This is a genomic window from Streptomyces marianii (assembly GCF_005795905.1).
Classification (GTDB): Bacteria; Actinomycetota; Actinomycetes; order Streptomycetales; family Streptomycetaceae; genus Streptomyces; species Streptomyces marianii.
This window is the reverse complement of the sequence record NZ_VAWE01000001.1, coordinates 5,571,267-5,590,565: the sequence shown is the minus strand read 5'-3', so window position 1 is coordinate 5,590,565 and position 19,299 is coordinate 5,571,267. Positions and strand designations below refer to the sequence as shown.

General features: G+C 74.3%; 12 protein-coding genes and 1 pseudogene. 12 read left to right on the top strand and 1 reads right to left on the bottom strand.

Going from position 1 to position 19,299, the window contains the following annotated elements:
- Positions 1-168 precede the first annotated feature (168 nt).
- Positions 169-3,093: a beta-N-acetylglucosaminidase domain-containing protein gene (locus tag FEF34_RS25365; protein WP_138055208.1), complete on the top strand. Its 2,925-nt coding sequence runs from the start codon at positions 169-171 to the stop codon at positions 3,091-3,093.
- Between the two features lie 85 nt (positions 3,094-3,178).
- On the opposite strand, the gene FEF34_RS25360 is transcribed toward FEF34_RS25365, so the two are convergent.
- Complete coding sequence (locus FEF34_RS25360; protein ID WP_138055207.1) at positions 3,179-3,715, bottom strand: HNH endonuclease; 537 nt, start codon at positions 3,713-3,715, stop codon at positions 3,179-3,181.
- A gap of 245 nt (positions 3,716-3,960) precedes the next feature.
- Between FEF34_RS25360 and FEF34_RS25355 the strand changes: the two genes are divergently transcribed.
- The 11 genes and pseudogenes from FEF34_RS25355 (at position 3,961) to FEF34_RS25300 (ending at position 19,277) form a co-directional block, all read left to right on the top strand.
- Positions 3,961-5,013 (top strand): mechanosensitive ion channel family protein, encoded by a 1,053-nt coding sequence (locus FEF34_RS25355; protein ID WP_138055206.1) that lies wholly within the window; start codon positions 3,961-3,963, stop codon positions 5,011-5,013.
- A gap of 481 nt (positions 5,014-5,494) precedes the next feature.
- A complete protein-coding gene (locus FEF34_RS25345; protein WP_138055204.1) occupies positions 5,495-5,743 on the top strand; it encodes a hypothetical protein in 249 nt (82 codons plus the stop codon).
- Positions 5,744-6,118: 375 nt separating this feature from the next.
- Entirely contained in the window at positions 6,119-7,726 is a 1,608-nt protein-coding gene (locus FEF34_RS25340) for a ricin-type beta-trefoil lectin domain protein (RefSeq protein ID WP_138055203.1), read from the top strand.
- 115 nt (positions 7,727-7,841) lie between these two features.
- A pseudogene (locus FEF34_RS43160) lies at positions 7,842-8,140 on the top strand (carbohydrate ABC transporter permease); the annotation flags it as partial.
- A gap of 5 nt (positions 8,141-8,145) precedes the next feature.
- Positions 8,146-9,453 carry a 6-phospho-beta-glucosidase gene (locus FEF34_RS25330; protein WP_138055202.1) on the top strand — a complete coding sequence of 436 codons (1,308 nt, stop codon included), beginning with the start codon at positions 8,146-8,148 and terminating at the stop codon, positions 9,451-9,453.
- Positions 9,444-10,472: an N-acetylglucosamine kinase gene (locus FEF34_RS25325; protein ID WP_138055201.1), complete on the top strand. Its 1,029-nt coding sequence runs from the start codon at positions 9,444-9,446 to the stop codon at positions 10,470-10,472. The genes FEF34_RS25330 and FEF34_RS25325 overlap by 10 nt, the downstream gene beginning before the upstream one ends.
- A gap of 355 nt (positions 10,473-10,827) precedes the next feature.
- Complete coding sequence (locus FEF34_RS25320) at positions 10,828-12,261, top strand: hypothetical protein (RefSeq protein ID WP_407698357.1); 1,434 nt, start codon at positions 10,828-10,830, stop codon at positions 12,259-12,261.
- Positions 12,262-12,272: 11 nt separating this feature from the next.
- Positions 12,273-13,361, top strand: a complete 1,089-nt coding sequence (locus FEF34_RS25315; protein WP_171053082.1) for a glutamate ABC transporter substrate-binding protein — start codon at positions 12,273-12,275, stop codon at positions 13,359-13,361.
- A 136-nt stretch (positions 13,362-13,497) separates the two neighbouring features.
- Positions 13,498-14,784: a coiled-coil domain-containing protein gene (locus FEF34_RS25310; protein WP_138055200.1), complete on the top strand. Its 1,287-nt coding sequence runs from the start codon at positions 13,498-13,500 to the stop codon at positions 14,782-14,784.
- 85 nt (positions 14,785-14,869) lie between these two features.
- Entirely contained in the window at positions 14,870-17,728 is a 2,859-nt protein-coding gene (locus tag FEF34_RS25305; protein ID WP_407698306.1) for a serine/threonine-protein kinase, read from the top strand.
- A gap of 85 nt (positions 17,729-17,813) precedes the next feature.
- A complete protein-coding gene (locus FEF34_RS25300; RefSeq protein ID WP_138055199.1) occupies positions 17,814-19,277 on the top strand; it encodes a protein phosphatase 2C domain-containing protein in 1,464 nt (487 codons plus the stop codon).
- The last annotated feature ends 22 nt before the right edge of the window (positions 19,278-19,299 follow it).

Below are 19,299 nucleotides of genomic sequence, written 5' to 3'. Positions count from 1 at the left end.
ATTCTGCTTCACGCGTGGGAGTTGAACCGTCCGGTCGCGACTCGCGCGCGTCGATGGGCAAATACGACACAACCGTCAGCCGCATTGACACCTTCACCGCAGCGGTGGTGGGCTCGAACCCGTTTCGTGGGGCACCGTGGGGCACGGGGAGTCGAGGGGAGACCGGACGTGCGGTTCGGGCGCAGGAAGCAGACGGCGACCGCCGTCGCCGTCGCCGTGATCGGCGGACTGCTCGGGACGGCTCCCGGGGCGGCCGCCGCCCCGGACGTACCGGGCTCCGCCAGCACGGCCGCCCCCGACCGGAAGGCCACCGGACCGGTGCCCCCGGTCTGGCCCCGGCCGCAGGTGCTCAGGGCCACGGGTCCCGCCGTGCCGCTGGGTGAGGACGTGACGCTCCTCGCGGCCCCGGACGCCGACCCCCACGCCGTCGAGACCGTGCGCGAGGCGCTGCGCGCCGCGGGGGTGCGGACCGTCCACACGGAGCTGCCCGGCCGCGGGACGGTGCTCCGTCTCGGCGGATCGGGAGCACTCGACGCGCTGCGCGCCCTGCGCGTGCCGGAACGCGCCGATCTGCCCGCGGGCGGCTACCGGATCGGCACCGGCCGGGTGGACGGACGCCACACCGTCGCCGTGGACGGAGTGGGGACGGACGGGCTCTTCCACGGGGCTCAGACGCTGCGGCAACTCGTCGGGGACCGCGCGGTGCCCGGTGTGACCGTACGGGACTGGCCCGGCACGGCCGTACGCGGAGTGACCGAGGGCTTCTACGGTCGCCCGTGGAGCCATCAACAGCGCCTGGACCAACTCGACTTCATGGGCCGCACCAAGCAGAACCGCTACCTCTACGCACCGGGCGACGACCCGTTCCGGCAGACCCGCTGGCGCGACCCGTACCCCGCCGCCCAGCGCGCCGAGTTCCGCGAGCTGGCCGAGCGGGCCCGGCGCAACCATGTGACGCTCGCCTGGGCCGTCGCCCCCGCCCAGTCGATGTGCCTGGCCTCCGACGACGACGTGACAGCGCTCAAGCGCAAGATCGACGCGATGTGGGCGCTCGGGGTACGCGCCTTCCAGCTGCAGTTCCAGGACGTCAGCTACAGCGAGTGGCACTGCGACCGGGACCCCGACGCCTTCGGTTCCGGCCCGGAGGCCGCGGCCAGGGCGCACGCACGGCTCGCCGGGGAGATCGCCGGGCATCTCGCCGACCGCCACCCCGGCGCGGAACCGCTGACGGTGATGCCGACGGAGTTCTACCAGGACGGCGCGACCGAGTACCGCACCGCGCTCGCCTCGCGGCTGGGCCCCGGCGTCCAGGTCGCCTGGACGGGGGTCGGGGTCGTGCCCCGCACCATCACCGGACGGGAACTGGCCGGGGCCCGCGAGGTCTTCCGGCATCCGATGGTCACGATGGACAACTACCCCGTCAACGACTACGCGCAGGGCCGCATCTTCCTCGGGCCCTACACGGGACGCGAGCCGGCCGTGGCGTCCGGTTCGGCCGCGGTGCTCGCCAACGCCATGGAGCAGGCGACCGCTTCCCGGATCCCGCTGTTCACGGCCGCCGACTACGCCTGGAACCCCAAGGGTTACCGGCCCCAGGAGTCCTGGCGCGCGGCGATGGACGACCTCGCCGGCGGCGACCCGCGGGCGAGGGAGGCGCTCGGCGCGCTCGCCGGGAACCACTCCTCGTCCGTCCTCAGCCCCACCGAATCGGCCTATCTCCAGCCCCTGCTGGCCGAGTTCTGGCGCTCGCGGACCACGAACGACGCCAAGGCCAGGGACGAGGCGGCACGCCGGCTCCGGTCGGCCTTCACCGTGATGCGGGAGGCCCCGGAGCGGCTGGCCCCGCTGGACTCCGAGGTGGGGCCGTGGCTGGACCAGCTGGCACGCTACGGCACCGCCGGAGAGCTCGCCGTCGACATGCTCCAGGCCCAGGCGCGCGGAGACGGCGAGGCCGCCTGGCGGGCGTCGCTGGCCCTCACCCCCGTGCGCTCGCAGATCGGCGCGGGCGGGGTGACCGTCGGCAAGGGCGTGCTCGATCCCTTCCTCACCCGGGTGGCGAAGGAGTCGGCGGTGTGGACGGGCGCGGACCGTCGGTCCGGCCCGGTGACACGCACCGGCGACGCGTACACGGTGCGGCTGGACCGCGCCCGGCCCGTGGAAGCCGTGACGGCGATGACCGAACCGGGCGCGGACGGCGTCGCGGGCACGCTGGAGGCGCACGTGCCGGGCCAGGGCTGGCGGCCGCTCGGCGGGCTCGCCCCGTCCGGCTGGACCCAGAGCCGACCCGGGGGGCTGCGCGCGGACGCCCTCCGGATCACCGGGGGACCACAGGCGCCCGCGGTACACGCGCTCGTGCCGTGGTTCGCCGACGAGCCCCGGGCCCGGCTGGCCCTCGGCCGGGACGAGCTGGACGCGCCGATCGGCGGCGGACCGCAGCGCACCGAGGCGTTCGTCGCCCCCCAGCGGCCGGACGAGGTGCGCGGCGCGCTCACCGCCAAGGCCCCGAAGGGCATCACCGTGGACGTACCGAAGGAGGTGCGGGCACCGCGCGGCAGGCGGACGGCCGTGCCCGTCGAGGTGACGGTCCCCCCGGGGACGCCCGCGGGCGAGTACCAGGTGCCGTTCGCCTTCGGCGGGGAGGAGAGCACGCTGACCGTACGGGCCTATCCGGCGACCGGCGGCCCCGATCTGCTCCGCACGGCGGTGGCGTCGTCCTCGGGGGACGAGACGCCGGACTTCCCTGCCGCCGCGGCGGCCGACGGGGACCCCGGCACCCGCTGGTCGTCCCCCGCGGAGGACGGCGCCTGGTGGCAGGCGGAGCTGGCCCGGCCGGCCCGGCTGGGCCAGGTCGTGCTGCACTGGCAGGACGCCCACGCGGCGAGGTACCGCATCCAGGTCTCGGCCGACGGGCGCACCTGGCGCACGGCCGCGACCGTACGCGACGGCAGGGGCGGCCGGGAGTCGGTCCGGATGGACGCGCCGGGAACCCGTTTCGTCCGGGTCCAGGGCGACGGGCGGGCGACCCGCTTCGGTTACTCGCTGTGGTCGGTGGAGGCGTACGCGGTGTCGGAGCAGGGCGGCGGTACGCCCTGATCGGCGCGCGTCCGGGCCGACGTCAGGGCCGCCCGGGCGCGCGCCCGGGCGGTCCGGAGCGCGCACACGACAGTGGCCCGGATCCTCAGGCGGATATGCCGTCGATCCGGGCCATGGCGTCGTCCGCGCCGTACGGCTGCAGGTATGGCAGCCAGCGCGGGTCCCTATGCCCGGTGCCGATGATGCGCCAGGCGAGGCCGCTCGGCGGGGCGGGCTGGTGCCGCAGCCGCCAGCCCAGCTCGCGCAGGTGCCGGTCGGCCTTGACGTGGTTGCAGTGGCGGCACGCCGCCACCACGTTGTCCCAGACGTGCTGACCGCCGCGACTGCGCGGAATGACGTGGTCGACGCTGGTTGCGACGCCACCGCAGTACATGCAGCGGCCCCCGTCGCGGGCGAACAGCGCGCGGCGGGTCAGAGGAACGGGCCCCCGGTAGGGGACCCGGACGAAACGCTTGAGCCGGACCACGCTGGGTGCGGGGATCACCCGGGTCGCGCTGTGCATGAAGGCGCCGGACTCCTCGAGGCAGACGGCCTTGTTCTCGAGGACGAGGACGAGCGCGCGGCGGAGCGGTACGACGCCGAGCGGCTCGTACGACGCGTTGAGGACCAGGACATGCGGCACGGATGCCTCCTTGTACGCCGGCGGCGCGTGGCTCGCGCCGGGACGATCTGTACTCAGTCTCTCCTCATGCCTGGTCGAAGCGCCACTACGTACCTGTAACGGGCCGGAGGGATTCTGTGTGCGCTCGGCCACACCGGGAGGTTCCCCGGGTGAGGCTCGTCTCTCCCTTGCGGAGAACGCCGGAGGCACGTCGTATGCCCCGATAGTGTGGATGGTCCGCCGATCGCACACACGGAGGTTCCTCAGTGTTCCTGGCCGTCGATCCGTCCGCACCGCCCGTCAGTCTCGACGAGGCCGCGGACCGGGCCACCGAAGCCGCCGGATGGGTGGAGCAGAACTGGTCCACCTGGTTGAACGTGGGCCTGCGGATCCTGCTCATCCTCGTGATCGCGATCATGCTGCGCACCGCCGTCCGCCGTGCGCTCACCAAGTTCATCGAACGGATGAACCGCAGCGCCCAGGCCATGGAGGGCACGGCCCTCGGCGGGCTGCTGGTCAACGCCGAGCGGCGCAGACAGCGGTCCGAGGCGATCGGTTCGGTGCTGCGGTCGGTCGCCTCGTTCGTGATCCTCGGCACGGCGGGTCTGATGATCCTCGGCGCTCTCAACATCAATCTGGCCCCGCTGCTCGCCTCCGCCGGTGTCGCGGGCGTGGCCTTGGGCTTCGGCGCGCGGAACCTGGTCACCGACTTCCTCTCCGGCGTCTTCATGATCCTCGAGGACCAGTACGGCGTCGGCGACACGGTCGACGCAGGGGTCGCCTCGGGCGAGGTGATCGAGGTCGGCCTGCGCGTGACGAAGCTGCGCGGCGACAACGGCGAGATCTGGTACGTCCGCAACGGCGAGGTCAAGCGGATCGGCAATCTGAGCCAGGGCTGGTCGACCGCCTCCGTTGAGGTGAACGTGCGGCCGGCCGAGGACCTGGGCCGGGTGCGCGAGCTCATCGAGGAGGCGGCGACGGCGATGTCCAAGGAAGAGCCGTGGAACGAGCGGCTGTGGGGCCCGGTCGAGGTCCTCGGCCTGAGCGAGGTGCTGATCGACCGGATGACGGTCTCCGTCGCCGCGAAGACGATGCCGGGCAAGGCGCTCAGCGTGGAGCGCGAGCTGCGCTGGCGCATCAAGCGCGCGTTCGACGAGGCCGGTGTCCGGATCGTCGGCGGACTGCCGCAGCAGGCCGACGGGGAGCAGGCGAGCGACCCGACGGCGGGCGTGGCGGCCCCGTCCGCATACGCCTCCGCCACATCGCCGCAGTCGGTGGCGGCGTCCCCGATCTCGCCCCCGGCACCCCTGTCGAAGTAGGGCCACGGCCAAGGGCGGGCGCTCGGGCACCGCGAGGCACGCTCCCGCTCCCGGTGGGGCACCGCTTCCGTGGAGAAGGGCTCCTCACCCCGGTCATCGGGCCCGCCGGACCGGCGGGGCCTTGCAGTATCGTGCCCACCACCGAGGACGGCCGGCTTCGTCCTCTCCGGGAGAGGAACCGACGACCTGTGATCCGGCAGCGGACGGGCCTGGCCGCCTTCCCCCTCGCACCCGTGCCCGCGGCCGTGGCTCTGCTCACGGGCCGGGCGCCCCGCCGCCTGCGTGCCGGCCTGGCTCCGACGCGCCCCCGGGGGAGGGATCTCCCGGCCCTGTACGCGGTCGCGCCGGTCGACGCGATCCCCCGCCCGGCACATGCCCCGCGCGCCGTCGCCCCGGCTGCCGCGGCCCTCGGCCACGCGTCGGCCGTCGCGGGGTGCACGACGGGGGCCTCCACCGCCCGGCGCGTCCGGGCCACCGCCCGATGACCGGCCCCTCCCGCCGGTGGCGGCGCGGCGGATCCGTCGTCGCATGGTGGCTGCTGTTCGCCCTCGGCCTGTGGCTCGTGGGCCAGGCCGTCGACCCGCCGGCCTCCCTGACGGCGTGTGTCGCCTCCGCCGCCCTCCTGGGATTCGTCGGGGAAACCGGTGACTGGGTGCGCAGACGCCTGCGAGCACGCCGTGCCGCGCCCGGCGCCCGACCGGCGGTGCGCGTCAGACCCAGTCGAAGGTGAGCGGGCACCGTCACGATCGGCCCTCTGCGGCGCGGGGCGCAGCCGCGGTTCGCGGATCCACCCTTTCGTCCCCTGCGGTCAAGGCCCGGAAGGACGTGAACGAGCCGCGCCCGGGACGGGTGGGACCAGCAGGCCGAGCAAGCCTCCAACTGCCGCGAGATCCACGGACATCACGCCACATTCCACTCCGCGCACGGAACTTACCAGTGGGAACACCTTCCGCCGGCGAGCCCGGTCCTTCATCATTAAGGCCTCCCAACCGCAGTACGGGGTCCAGACGTTGAGCGGGACCAGACCGTTCCCCCGTAACGACCGCCCCTCTGCGGCGTCCCCAGCACATCCGGACGCGGAGCGGCGCAGCAAGTGAGGGGCCCGATGCCGAGGGTGCAGAAGGTCGGTTTGACAACGGTGTCCTGGGGCGGTGGCCGCGCGGAGCCGACGGACACTCAACTCGCCGAGCACATCCGCTCACGCGGCACGGTCGGCCACCGGCCCGAAAGCGAGCTGAAGCAGCGTCACCTCGCGTACGCCGTCACCTGCGCGGAGCTGTGCACCCGGGGACGAACGGCCGCCGACCGGCTGGCGCACGAGGCGCTGCAGCGGGCGGCCGAGGCCGCCCGCTCGGGCATCGAACCCTTCGGCACCTGGCGCCACTTCATCCTGACGCACGTGCACCACACAGCCCGAAGCTGGGCCCGGACCGGCAGAAGAGCCCTGCTCAGGCCCTCCTTCCTCACCTGGGCGGACGAACACGGCGAGGGCGAAGGCGGACGACCTGACGGCACACCGGCGGAGTCGGGGGAGAAGCAGGCGCTCCGCAACGGCTTCTTCGCCCTGCCCGAGGCCGCCAGGGGCGTCCTGTGGTACTCGCTCGTGGACCAGGAGCCGGACGAGAGGGTCGCGACCTACGTCGGGGTGGCACCGGACGTCGTCCCGGCCCTCCGGGCCAAGGCCCGGGAGTCCCTGCACGACGCCTTCCTCCAGGCGCATGCGGAGAGTGCCGGGGACACCCGCTGCAGCGGCTTCCGGCGCCTCGTCGAGGCCGCGGCGGTCGCGAACGACCGTCCGCACTGCGGCGACCTCGCCCTTCACCTCGACACGTGCCTCGCGTGCGAGGGACTGCTGACGCAACTGATCCTGCTCTCCGACGACCTCCGCACGGCGCTGGCCGACGGGCTGCTCGACCGGGACGGAGCGGCATACGCGTCCGCCGTCGCCCAGGGGCGACACGCGTCGGAACCCGGACCGCTACCCAGCGGCGGGGCGGAGTTCGGGGGCGCGGGGGAACACCGGGGCTCGGCAGGCGGTGCCGCCCACGCACTGCGCCCGCCGAGGCGCGGGGTGCGCATCGCCGGTGCCGTGGCCGCGGTGGCCGCCGTCTCGGTTCCCCTCCTGCTCGTCGCCGCGCGCCACTCCGGGGAGGAGACGGGCGCCGACCGCGGCCGGGCAGAGGGCCGCCCCTCCGCTTCGGCGGCCCCGAGCAACGCGGCGACCGGCCCCACACAGCCGGGGGCGGGGAGCACGCTTCCTCCCGGCGATCTCGTCTACGGACGGATCGTGCACAAGGGCAGCGGGCTGTGCATGGACATCGAGGACGGGGTGCTCACCAAGCGCGGCGGCGCGGTGGCGGCCCCGTGCACCCAGGCCCTCACTCAGCGGTGGGCCCTGGACGCGCAGGGACGGCTTCACAACCGCGACGACCCCACGTTCTGCCTGAAGGCGGACGGGGACGGAGAGGGGGTCGGCATCCGCCCGTGCTCCTCGGACAACCCGGAGAAGCTGAACAAGATGGCCTTCCTCGTCGAACCCGCGGGCACGATCCGGCCGAAGTCCGCCCCGACGGTCGCGCTCGTCCCCGATCCGGAATGGGTGGAGAGCCCGATCCCTCTGGCACTCCGCACCATGGACGACCGGAGCGACCAGCGCTGGACCATGGAGTCCCTCGGGTCGGCCACTCCGGGCGGGGCGACCGACGGGCCGTGACGCCCGGCGCCGCGCCCCGGACACCGGGCCGTCTCCGGAACTCGCGACCGACGCCGCTCCGCGGCCGTGGCCCCTGCCGCGACCGCCTCGCCTCGCCTCGCCTCGCCTCGCCTGCACAATGGTGCGGATCGTGCCGCCGATGGCGAGGCCGGCGATCGCCGCGGTGGCGCCGTTCCACTTCTTCTCCTGCTGGAACGACCGCTTCGGCCCGCAGATCCGGGCCTCGGAGGACCCCACCGCCCGGACGCCCTCCTCCGGGCCGGAGTCCGCCGAGGGCGCACCAGACGGGCCGGAACCTGACGAGGGCCGCGACCGTGATGATCACGGCGCCGTTGATCGCTGTGCTCCTCCTGGTACGGACTCGTACGGAAGGCGTTCGTCGAGGGAGTCACACCGACCGTAGTGAAGGGCTGACACACATGCGGCAATCCAGCGGGGGACGCCCCCCGAACCCCCGGCGCGCGAAGATCGCGGTCGTGGGCGGCGGGTCCACCTACACACCCGAACTGGTCGACGGATTCGCCCGGCTGAGGGAGACCCTGCCGATCGGCGAGCTGGTGCTGGTCGACCCGGCCGCCGGACGGCTGGAGCTGGTCGGCGGCCTCGCCCGGCGGATCTTCGCCCGGCAGGGCCACCCGGGGACCATCACGACCACCGCGGACCTGGACGCGGGTGTGGCGGGCGCCGACGCGGTGCTGCTGCAGCTGCGCGTCGGCGGCCAGGCCGCGCGGGAGGAGGACGAGACCTGGCCGCTGGAGTGCGGCTGCGTCGGGCAGGAGACGACCGGCGCCGGCGGCCTGGCCAAGGCGCTGCGCACCGTCCCGGTGGTGCTGGACATCGCCGAACGGGTGCGGCGCGCCGCCCCCGGCGCATGGATCGTCGACTTCACCAACCCGGTCGGGATCGTGACCCGCGCCCTCCTCCGGGCCGGCCACCGGGCGGTCGGGCTGTGCAACGTGGCGATCGGCCTGCAGCGGAAGTTCGCCGCGCTGCTGGCCGCCTCCCCGGGCGATGTGCACCTGGACCATGTGGGCCTCAACCACCTGACCTGGGAAGCGGGTGTGCGGCTGGGCGGTCCGGGGGGCGAGAACATCCTGCCGCGGCTGCTCGCCGAGCACGGCGACACCATCGCCCGGGACCTGCGGCTCCCCCGGCAGATCCTGGACCGCCTCGGCGTGGTCCCGTCGTACTACCTGCGCTACTTCTACGCGCACGACGCGGTCGTCGGGGAGATGCGGACCAGGCCCTCCCGGGCCGCGGAGGTCGCGGCGATGGAGCAGCGACTGCTGGAGATGTACGGCGACCCCTCGTTGGACGAGAAGCCCGCACTGCTCGCCCAGCGGGGAGGGGCCTACTACTCGGAGGCCGCCGTCGACCTCGTCGCGTCTCTCCTCGGGGGAACGGGCAGCCCCTACCAGGTGGTCAACACGTACAACAACGGCACCCTGCCGTTCCTCCCCGACGACGCCGTCGTCGAGGTGCAGGCCGCCGTCGGCACCAAGGGTGCGGCGCCGCTACCGCTACCGGACGTCGACCCGCTGTACGGCGGACTGATCGCGAACGTCACGGCCTACGAGGAGCTCGCACTTCAGGCGGCGCTGTGCGGCGGCCGCGACCGGGTCTTCAAGGCGATGCTGGCCCACCCCCTGATCGGCCAGTACGAGTACGCCGAGGCGCTCACCGACCGGCTGGTCGCCCACAACCGGGAGCACCTTCCGTGGGCGTGAACGACCCGGGCGCGCACGACCGGGCCACGGGCGGCTCCGCGGCGAGCGGTCCCGCGGCCACCGTCCTCGCCGTCGACGCCGGCAACAGCAAGACGGACGTGGCGGTGGTCGACGCGCGAGGTTCGGTCCTGGCAACGGCCCGCGGCGGCGGGTTCCAGCCGCCGCGGGTGGGGGTCGCGGCGGCACTGGACGAACTGGACCGCACGGTGCGGCAGGCCCTCGCCGGCGCCGGGCTCCGGTCCGTCGCCCATGTCTCCGCCTGTCTGGCCAACGCCGATCTCCGCGTCGAGGAGGCCGAGTTGACGGCGGCGGTACGGGCCCGCGGCTGGGGCGGGACGAGCGAGGTCCGCAACGACACCTTCGCGATCCTGCGGGCCGGGGTCGACGAGCCCAGGGGCGTCGCCGTCGTCTGCGGTGCCGGCATCAACTGCGTGGGCGCGGTGCCGGACGGACGCACCGCGCGTTTCCCGGCCGTCGGCCGGATCTCGGGGGACTGGGGAGGGGGCGCGGGCCTCGCGGAGGAGGCCCTGTGGTTCGCCGCGCGGGCCGAGGACGGGCGCGGCGAGCCGACCGAGCTCGCCCGGACCCTCCCCGGGCACTTCGGACTGCCGTCGATGTACGCGCTCATCGAGGCACTGCATCTCGGGCGGGTCGCGGCCGGCCGGCGGCACGAGCTCGCCCCGGTCCTGTTCTCGACGGCGGCCGCAGGCGACGCCGTCGCCTGCGCGATCGTCGACCGGCTCGCCCACGAGGTCGCCCTGATGGCCACGGTGGCGCTCGGCCGGCTCGGGCTGCTGGACGAGGAGGCCCCCGTGGTGCTCGGCGGCGGCGTGCTGGCGGCGCGGCACCCCCGGCTCGACAGCGGGATCGCGGAGTCGCTCGCCGTCCGGGCCCCGAGGGCCGTCCTCTCCGTGGTGACCGCACCGCCCGTCCTCGGCGCGGCGCTGCTGGGACTCGACCACCTCGGCGCACCGTCCACGGCACGGGCCCGGCTGCGGTCACGGTACGAGGGGGTGTGAGCCGCTGTCGGATGACCGCACATGAGTGAGCTCGGGCGTGCTGCCGGGAGTGGACGTCCGGCCACGAGCGGGGGCTGCGCCGGCGGCCCGCGGAGGCAGGGGCGCACGCGGTTCACACGCCGCGCGCGCCGACGCGACCGGTCCACCGGGCGGAACCGATCCGCCACCGTCGGCGTATTCATGGGAGGAGCTGAACGGGGGGCGGCATTGACGCGGCACGCGGGATGACACAAGATCCAGTGAATCCTGGGTGTGGAATGTCCGCCCCCGCGGCCATACTTCTGGCCGGAAGCCGTCCCCCGTCCGCGGGAGGTGGGACCCCGTCAGTGACCGAGGGGGAGGTCAAGTGACACACATGCCGAGCGCGGCAGGCCCGCCCGCGCCAACGGTGCCACACGTCCCGGCGCAACCGGGACCGCTGCCCGGCCCGGGGTCGGGCCCCTCCGCCGACCGGTCGGCACCGCCGCCGGGGCCGCCCGCGCGCCGCAGCGCCTGGGCGGAGACGACGGCGCGGTTGCGCGCCGCCGCGACGACGGAGCCGGGCCGGTTGCGGATCATCGGCGCCGTACTGGCCGCGCTGGTCGTGGCGTTCGGCGCCGTGACGGCCCTCGAGATCGCCGACCGCGCCTCGTCGGCCGACGCCGTGGTCAACCGCAGCCAGCCGCTCAGCGCGGACGCGGCGAGCATCTACCGCTCGCTCGCCGACGCGGACACGGCCGCCGCGAGCGGCTTCCTGGCCGGGGCGCAGGAACCCGAGGCGATGCGGGAGCGCTATCGCGCGGACATCGCCAGCGCCTCGCGGCTGTTGGTGAAGGCCGCCGGGAACACGGACGGTTCGACGGACTCGCGCCGCTGGATCGCCACGCTCAACGAACAACTCCCCCGCTACACGGGACTCGTCGAGCGGGCCCGGGCCAACAACCGCCAGGGCCTCCCCCTCGGCGGCGCGTATCTGCGCTACGCGAACCAGCTGATGACCACCGAACTGCTGCCGGCGGCACAGAAGCTGTACGAGGAGGAGACGGCCCGGCTCGACGACGACCACGGCGACGCCCGGACGTGGCCCTTCCCGTCGCTGGGGCTGGGGGTGGTGGCGCTCGGCGGGCTGTTCTGGGCACAGCGCCGCAATTACCGGCGTACGAACCGGGTGTTCAACCACGGGCTGCTCGCTGCCACCGCCGCGTCCACGGTGGTGCTGCTCTGGCTCGGCGTCGGGCACGGCGTAGCCAGGGCGGGGCTCGACGAGGCCCGTGCCAGGGGGCAGGAGTCGCTGAAGGTCCTCAACGACGCCCGGATCAGCAGCCTGAAGGCCCGGGCCAACGAGAACCTGACCCTCGTCGCCCGCGGTGCGGTGCTCACCGCGGACGGCAAGAGCGACAAGTACGAGACGGACTACACCGCGGGCATGAGCAGACTCACCGCCTCTCTCGGCAGCGCCGGGCGGCTCGCCGACGACGGCGCGGGCCGTACGCCGGTCGCCGACGCGGTCTCGGCGGCGTCGGAGTGGAAGAACCGGCACAAGGACGCCGGTGAGACGGACAGGGCGGGCGACTACGACGGCGCGCTGGCCAAGGTGATCGGCAGCGAGGGCTCCACGGGCCAGTGCTTCGACCGCGTGGACGCCGCGCTGGAGAAGGCGCTGGCCCACGAGCAGGCCGAGTTCACCGAGTCCGCCGAGAGCGGCCGGGGGGCGCTGGCCGGACTGCCGGTCGGCGCGGCCGTACTGGCCGTCCTCGCGGCGGCCGGCGCCGTCCTGGGCATCGGCCGCAGGCTTTCGGAGTACCGGTGAGAGGGGGAGGGATGGCCGACTCGATGCCGGACGGGGCACCGGACGTGACACCGCGGGCCGGGACCGCCGCGGACGCCCGGCAGCGCCTTCCGCTCCGGCGGGTACGCCTCGCCGGCCGGCTGCGCGGCTGGGGCGGCGTCGCCGGGATGGCGGCGGCCTGTGCGCTGTCCGCCGCCCTCACCCTGGTCCCGCTCTCACACGGAGGACCGCCGGCCGGGGTGACCCCGGGTGCCGATCCGGCGGCGGTACCGCCCGCGATGGCGGACGACTGCACGAGCCCGGAGGCGTCCCTGCGGCCGTCCTCGGCGGACGGCCCGGCGATCGGGGAGATCAAGCAGCGCGGCAGGCTGATCGTCGGCGTCGACCAGAACAGCTACCGCTGGGGCTACCGACGGGCGGACGGCCGGCTGGAGGGCTTCGACATCGATCTGGCCCGGGCGATCGCACGGGACATCCTGGGCGACCCCGAGAAGATCATCTTCAGGGCGGTCCCGACCAACCAGCGGATCACGGCGCTCAACAACGGCACGGTGGACCTCGTCGTACGGACGATGACGATCAACTGCGCCCGGATCAAGCAGGTCGCGTTCTCCACGGCCTACTTCCAGACCGGCCAGCAGGTGCTCGCCCCCCGGCAGTCGGCGATCACCGGCTTCGACGGGTCCCTCAAGGGCCGGCGGGTGTGCTCGGCCGAGGGCTCGACGGCGTACGACGCGCTGGAGAAGGACCCGCACGGAGCGGTCTTCCAGGACGAGGACGACGAGGGCCCCGGTGACCGGGACAGGCTCACGGTCCCCAACCAACTGGACTGCCTGGTCCGGCTCCAGCTCGGCGAGGTGGACGCGGTGGTGACGGACGCGGCCCTCGCCGCGGGCCAGGCCGCACAGGATCCATCCGTCGAACTCAAAGGCGACAGGCCCTTCACCACCGAGTACTACGGCGTGGCCGCCAGACTGGGCAGGGACGACCTGGTCCGCAGGGTCAACAGGGTCTTGGAGCAGTACCGGGCGGGCCCCTGGATGCAGGCGTACGCCAAGTGGCTGGAGAAGGACCTGCCCGGGATACCGGGTCCCCCGGCGCCGAAGTACCGGGACGACTGAGACCGTTGGGAAGGCAGCCGGCGGACGGGCCGCCCGGCGGTGAAGAAGTCGGGCCGGCCGGGACGTCCGGCGGTGGGTTTCGAGTACACGAGCGGAGAGGTGATCAATGGGCGTCGCGGGACCCCCCGGGCCGGTAATGGACCGGGACGAGGTGGACCGTGCGCTGGCGCGGCTCGGGGAGGAGCACGAGGCGATCGAGACCTCGCTCCTCGCCCTCCAGGACCATGCGGGCCGCAGGCTCCTGGAGGGCGCGGAGCTGACGGGTGTCACCAAGGACCGCTGGGCCTCCACCGAGCAGGCGATCACCCTCTTGTGGGGCTACTTCGACGCGTACGCGGGGGCGCTGCGCTCGGCACGTGAACTGCGGGCGCGGCGCCGCTGGCCGAGCCGGGACGACCTGGTGGCGCTCACGGACCGGTTGCGCGGCCCCAGCGTCACCGTCGCGAGCTCCGCGGCCCATCCCGCGCCCTCGGTGACCGGCCCGGCCAAGCTCTCCGAGCGCTTCACGCTGGAGGGCCTCGTCAGCCGGATGAACACGCTGTACGCCCGCTCCCTGGACGTGGTGGTGGCCGCCGACACGGTCTGGTCGGCCCTGCCCGCGCGGATCGACCTGCTCGCCGCGGAGTTGCAGCGCACTCGTTCGCTGGCGCACTCCGTGGGCGTGCGGCCGGGCGAGCACCCGTCGGGCGACGAGCTGGAGTCGATCACCCACGAACTGTCCGCGCTCCGGGCTCAGGTCGTGTCGGACCCGCTGGCGTTCTGGTCGCCGGCGACGGCGAGTTCGGCACCGGGCGGCGGCCGGCCCGAGACGGGACGCTACGACCGCGCCGCGCGTTCGCTGGAGGACGTCCGGCGTGAGATCGAGGCGGTCCTCGCGGTGCGGCAGGACTCGGAGACCCGGCTGCTGCGGCTGCGGGACGTGCTCTCGCGCGCGGACCGCACGCTCACTGAGGCGCGTGCCGCACGGGGGGAGGTGCTGGCCAAGATCGCAGCGTCCGAGGTCCCCGCGGTCAGCGGCCCGCCGACCGTGCTGCAGGAGCGACTGGCCACCGCCGCGGAGTACCGCAGGCACGCCCAGTGGCACCGGCTGTCCCCGCTGCTGGAGTCCCTGGAGCGGGAGGCCGAGGACGAACTGATGCGGGCACGCGAGTCGTTGACCGCCGTGACGGCTCCGCTGGCGGTCCGTGCGGAGCTGCGCGGCCGGCTCGACGCGTACAAGGCGAAGGTCGCGCGGCACGGCATGGCCGAGGACCCGCTGCTGATCGAGCGGTACGACGCGGCGCGCCGGATGCTGTGGAGCGCTCCGTGCGATCTGCGCGCCGCCGAGCACGCGGTCCTGCGCTACCAGCAGGCCGCGTCCGAGGTCCTGGTGCCCCGGCAGCCGGGCCCCGTGGACGGCGTCGGCCGGCAGGGGGAATCGTGATCCGCATCCGCGCACAGGTCACCGGCGCCCGGCGGACCCCGTCCGCGGCACCGGCGACGGGGCCGGCGAGCAGGCAGGGGGAGCCGTGAGTGATCTGACGAAGTGCAGCCGCCCGGGCTGCGAGGGCGCGTACGAGGACGTCGGCGACGGCGAGCTGTACTGCGACACCTGCGGACTCGCCCCCGAGGCCGGGCGGGGCGGCACACCGCCGAACCCGAGCGGCGGGGGCTCCGGCACCGCGGTGGGCACATGCCAGCGCCCGGGCTGCGAGGGCGCGTACGAGGACGTCGGCGACGGCGAGCTGTACTGCGACACCTGCGGACTCGCCCCGGTCGTCGCGAGGAACGGCGCGCTGTCGTCTCCCCCCACCGGCATCACGGGAGGCGGGCGGAGCGGCGGCAGCGGCCGGAGCGGGTACAGGTCCTCGGAGCACGGGAGTTCGGCGTCGGGTTCCCGGTCGTCCCGGTCGTCGCGCTCCTCGACGTCACGGCGGTCGGTCTCGGGCCGGCTGTCCCGTTCGCTGTCGGGCCGCGGCTCGGGCCGCTCGGTGTCGGTCCGCAGCTCTGGGTCCTCGGCCTCCTCCTCGGGCCGCAACCGGCTCGGAGCCGGGCTGGTCTCGGTCCCCGACGTACCCCGCCCGGACCCGCGTTCCGCGGTCATGGCGGAGCCCGAGGTCCCCGAGCGGAAGCGATTCTGCAGCCGCAGCGACTGCGGATCGCCGGTGGGCCGCGCCCGCGGCGACCGCGCGGGCCGTACGGAGGGCTTCTGCACCAAGTGCGGCCACCCCTACTCGTTCGTGCCGAAGCTGCGCGAGGGGGACGTCGTGCACGGGCAGTACGAGGTGATGGGCTGTCTGGCGCACGGCGGCCTCGGCTGGATCTACCTCGCCGCCGACCGGGCGGTGTCCGACCGCTGGGTCGTCCTCAAGGGCCTGCTGGACACGGGCGACCAGGACGCGATGGCGGCGGCGATCTCGGAACGCCGGTTCCTCGCGGAGATCGAGCACTCCAACATCGTCCGCATCTACAACTTCGTCGAGCACCTTGACCAGCGGACCGGCTCCATGGACGGCTACATCGTCATGGAGTACGTCGGCGGCAAGTCCCTCAAGGAGATCGCCAACGAAAGGCGCGCACCCGACGGAAGGCGCGACCCGCTGCCGGTCGAGCAGGCGTGCGCCTACGGCATCGAGGCGCTGGAGGCGCTCGGGCACCTGCACAGCCGGAACCTGCTGTACTGCGACTTCAAGGTCGACAACGCCATCCAGACGGAGGACCAGCTCAAGCTGATCGACATGGGCGCAGTGCGGCGGATGGACGACGACGAGTCGGCGATCTACGGCACGGTCGGCTACCAGGCGCCGGAGGTCGCCGAGTCCGGACCGTCCGTCGCGTCGGACCTCTATACGGTGGCGCGCACCCTCGCGGTGTTGACGTTCGACTTCCAGGGCTACACGAACGTGTTCGTGGACTCCCTCCCGGACCCGGACAACATCGAGGTGTTCCGGACGTACGAGTCGTTCTACCGGCTCCTGGTCCGCGCGACCGACCCCGACCCGGCCCGCCGGTTCGCCTCCGCACAGGAGATGGCGGACCAGCTGACGGGCGTGCTCAGAGAGGTCGTGGCGCTCCAGACGGGCCGGCCGCGCCCGTCGCTGTCGACCTTGTTCGGCCCGGAGCTGCGCGTCACGGACACGGAGCTGTTCGCCGAACTCCACGGCGAGGTCTCGGCGCTGGGCGCCCGGCGGCCTCCCCGCCGCCGCGGCACACCATCCGCGGCCAACGCCCCGCAGGTGCCCGGGCCCTTCGGCGCGGTGACTCCCGGACAGCTCCCCGTCCAGGCGACGGGGACCCGTCCGTACGCCGCCGTACCGGGTGCCGTGGGCGCGGCAGCGGCGGGCCTCCCCGGGCGCGCGGGCCCGGTCGGCCCGCGTCCTCACGCGCCCGCCCCGGCCGGCGTCCCCCCGCAGGCGGCACCGTCCGCACGGTCCGGGGAGCGGGCGGCCGCCCCGCGGCCGCACCTCGCGGACCTCGACGTCCGCGCGACCGCACTGGCGCTGCCGGTCCCCCGCGTCGACCCCAACGACCCCAACGCGGGACTCCTCGCCGGTCTGATGGCCTCCGCGCCGGCCGAACTGATCGCCGCGCTGCACGGCGCGCCCACGAGCTCCCCGGAACTGCGGCTGCGCGAGATCCGGGCACGGCTGGAGACGGGCGAGCTCACCTCCGCGACGAGCTCGCTGGCCGATCTCGAGGCGCGGCACCCCGACGACTGGCGGGTCGTCTGGTACCGGGGCGTCGCCTCGCTCGTCACCGGCGACGACGAGACGGCCGCACTGTCCTTCGACGCGGTCTACGACGCGTTCCCCGGCGAGGCCGCCCCCAAGCTGGCGCTCGCCGTCTGCGCCGAGGTGCTGGGCCAGCTGGACAACGCCGCGGAGTACTACCGCCTGGTGTGGGCCACCGATCCGAGCCATGTGAGCTCCGCGTTCGGCCTCGCCAGGGTGCAGCTCGCGGCCGGCGACCGCGCCGCGGCCGTCCGCACGCTGGACTCCGTCCCGGAGGCGTCCATCCACTACACGGCCGCCCGGGTCGCCGCGGTACGGGCACGGCTGCGGCGGCGCGCCGTGCGGGACCCGCTCATCGACGACCTCACGGCCGCCGCCGACCAGGTCACCGCACTCGAACGGCTCGGACTGGACGCCCTGCGCCGCGAGCGCCTGTCGGCGGAGGTTCTGGGTACGGCGCTGGACTGGGTACTCTCCGGCAGTGCCGGCGCCCGGCCGGCGAGAACTGTCCTGCTCGGCAGCGAACTGGACGAACGCGGACTGCGGTTCGGCCTTGAACGCTCGTTCCGGGTGCTCGCCCGGCTCGCGACGAACGGCGAGGAGCGCATCGAACTGGTGGAGCGGGCCAACCGCTACCGCCCCCGGACGTGGGTGTGATGCTGTGCTGTCGCGGGGACAGGTCCCCGGACCTCCGGCGGAAGGACCGAGGCGCGCCCGGCACATCAAGGCGAGGTGAGAGCGAATGACGCCGCAGATGCCCCAGCAGGCGGCCTGGTCGAAGTGCCCTGGATGCGAGGAACCACTCGAATCCGGCGATCTGTTCTGCGGAGCGTGCGGGTACGACCTGTCGGCCGTACCCGAGCCGCCGCGGGACGGCCCCGCGGTCGCGGCGGGTGCGCACGTGCACTGGCCCGAGGCTCCCGGGGCCGACGGCTCCGGCCGTCCGGGGACGCTGCAGCAGCCCGGTGAGGTGCCGGGCACGGACTCGGGCGGCCGTGAACTGCCCGCGACGCCGGTCCGCTTCGACGGCTCGGACATCGCACCTGCCGCAGCCACGGCACGCCCGGCCGTGCAGGGAGCCGGCACGGCCGCGCGGTTCGGGCCGGCCGCGCCGGGCGGAGCGGCCTCCGCCGCCTCCGGGGCGTCCCCGGCCGCCGATCCCGGCCCCGCACCACACAGCTACGGCTCCGGCTCCGGCTCCGGCTCCGGGGACTTCGAGCTGGCCGCGCCCGATCCCCGCGCCGCCGGGCACTGTGGCGGGCACTCCGCCGCGCCCCCGCCCGGCGCGAAGCTCTGTGTCGCGTGCCGTGCCGGTCATGTGGACCACGACGGCTACTGCGAGAACTGCGGGCACGCCCAGCCTCGCGAGCGCGACCACATGGAGCAGGAGCTGGGTTCGGTGGCAGCGGTCAGCGACCGGGGGCTGCGGCACCACCGCAACGAGGACTCGTTCGCGGTGTCGTCCACGGCCATGCCCGACGGCTCCCCGGCCGTGATCGCGATCGTCTGCGACGGCGTGTCCTCGGCCACCCGGCCCGACGACGCGTCCTCGGCCGCGGCGGGTTCCGCCAACGATCACCTGCTGGCCTCGCTGCCCCGGGGCACGCATCCGCAGCAGGCCATGCACGAGGCGATCCTGGCCGCCGCCTCCGCGGTCAACTCCCTGGCGGCGGAACCCGGCGCGGCCATGGAGCACGACCCGCACCGCCATCAGAACGCTCCCGCCTGCACGCTGGTGGGCGCCGTCGTCGTCGGCGAACTGCTCGTGGTCGGCTGGGTCGGCGACAGCCGGGCGTACTGGGTCCCCGACGACCGCAGCGGCCCGCCCGCCCGGCTCACCGAGGACGACTCCTGGGCGGCCCAGATGGTCTCCGCGGGTCTGATGAGCGAGGCCGAGGCGTACGCGGACGAGCGCGCGCACGCGATCACCGGGTGGCTCGGCGCGGACGCCTACGAACTGGAACCACACACCGCCGCGTTCAAGCCGGACCGCCCCGGTGTGGTGGTGGTCTGCACGGACGGGCTGTGGAACTACGCGGAGGCGCCGGAGGAGATGGCGCAGGTCCTGCCGCCCGACGCGGCGGGCCGTCCGCTCCACGGGGCGCAGGTCCTCGTCGGTCATGCGCTCGACGGCGGGGGCCACGACAACGTAACAGTGGCCGTGCTCCCGTTCGCCGTGCCGCGCCAGGGGGCAGGATCGGCCTGAACGAGGCCATATCCCCTCGCCC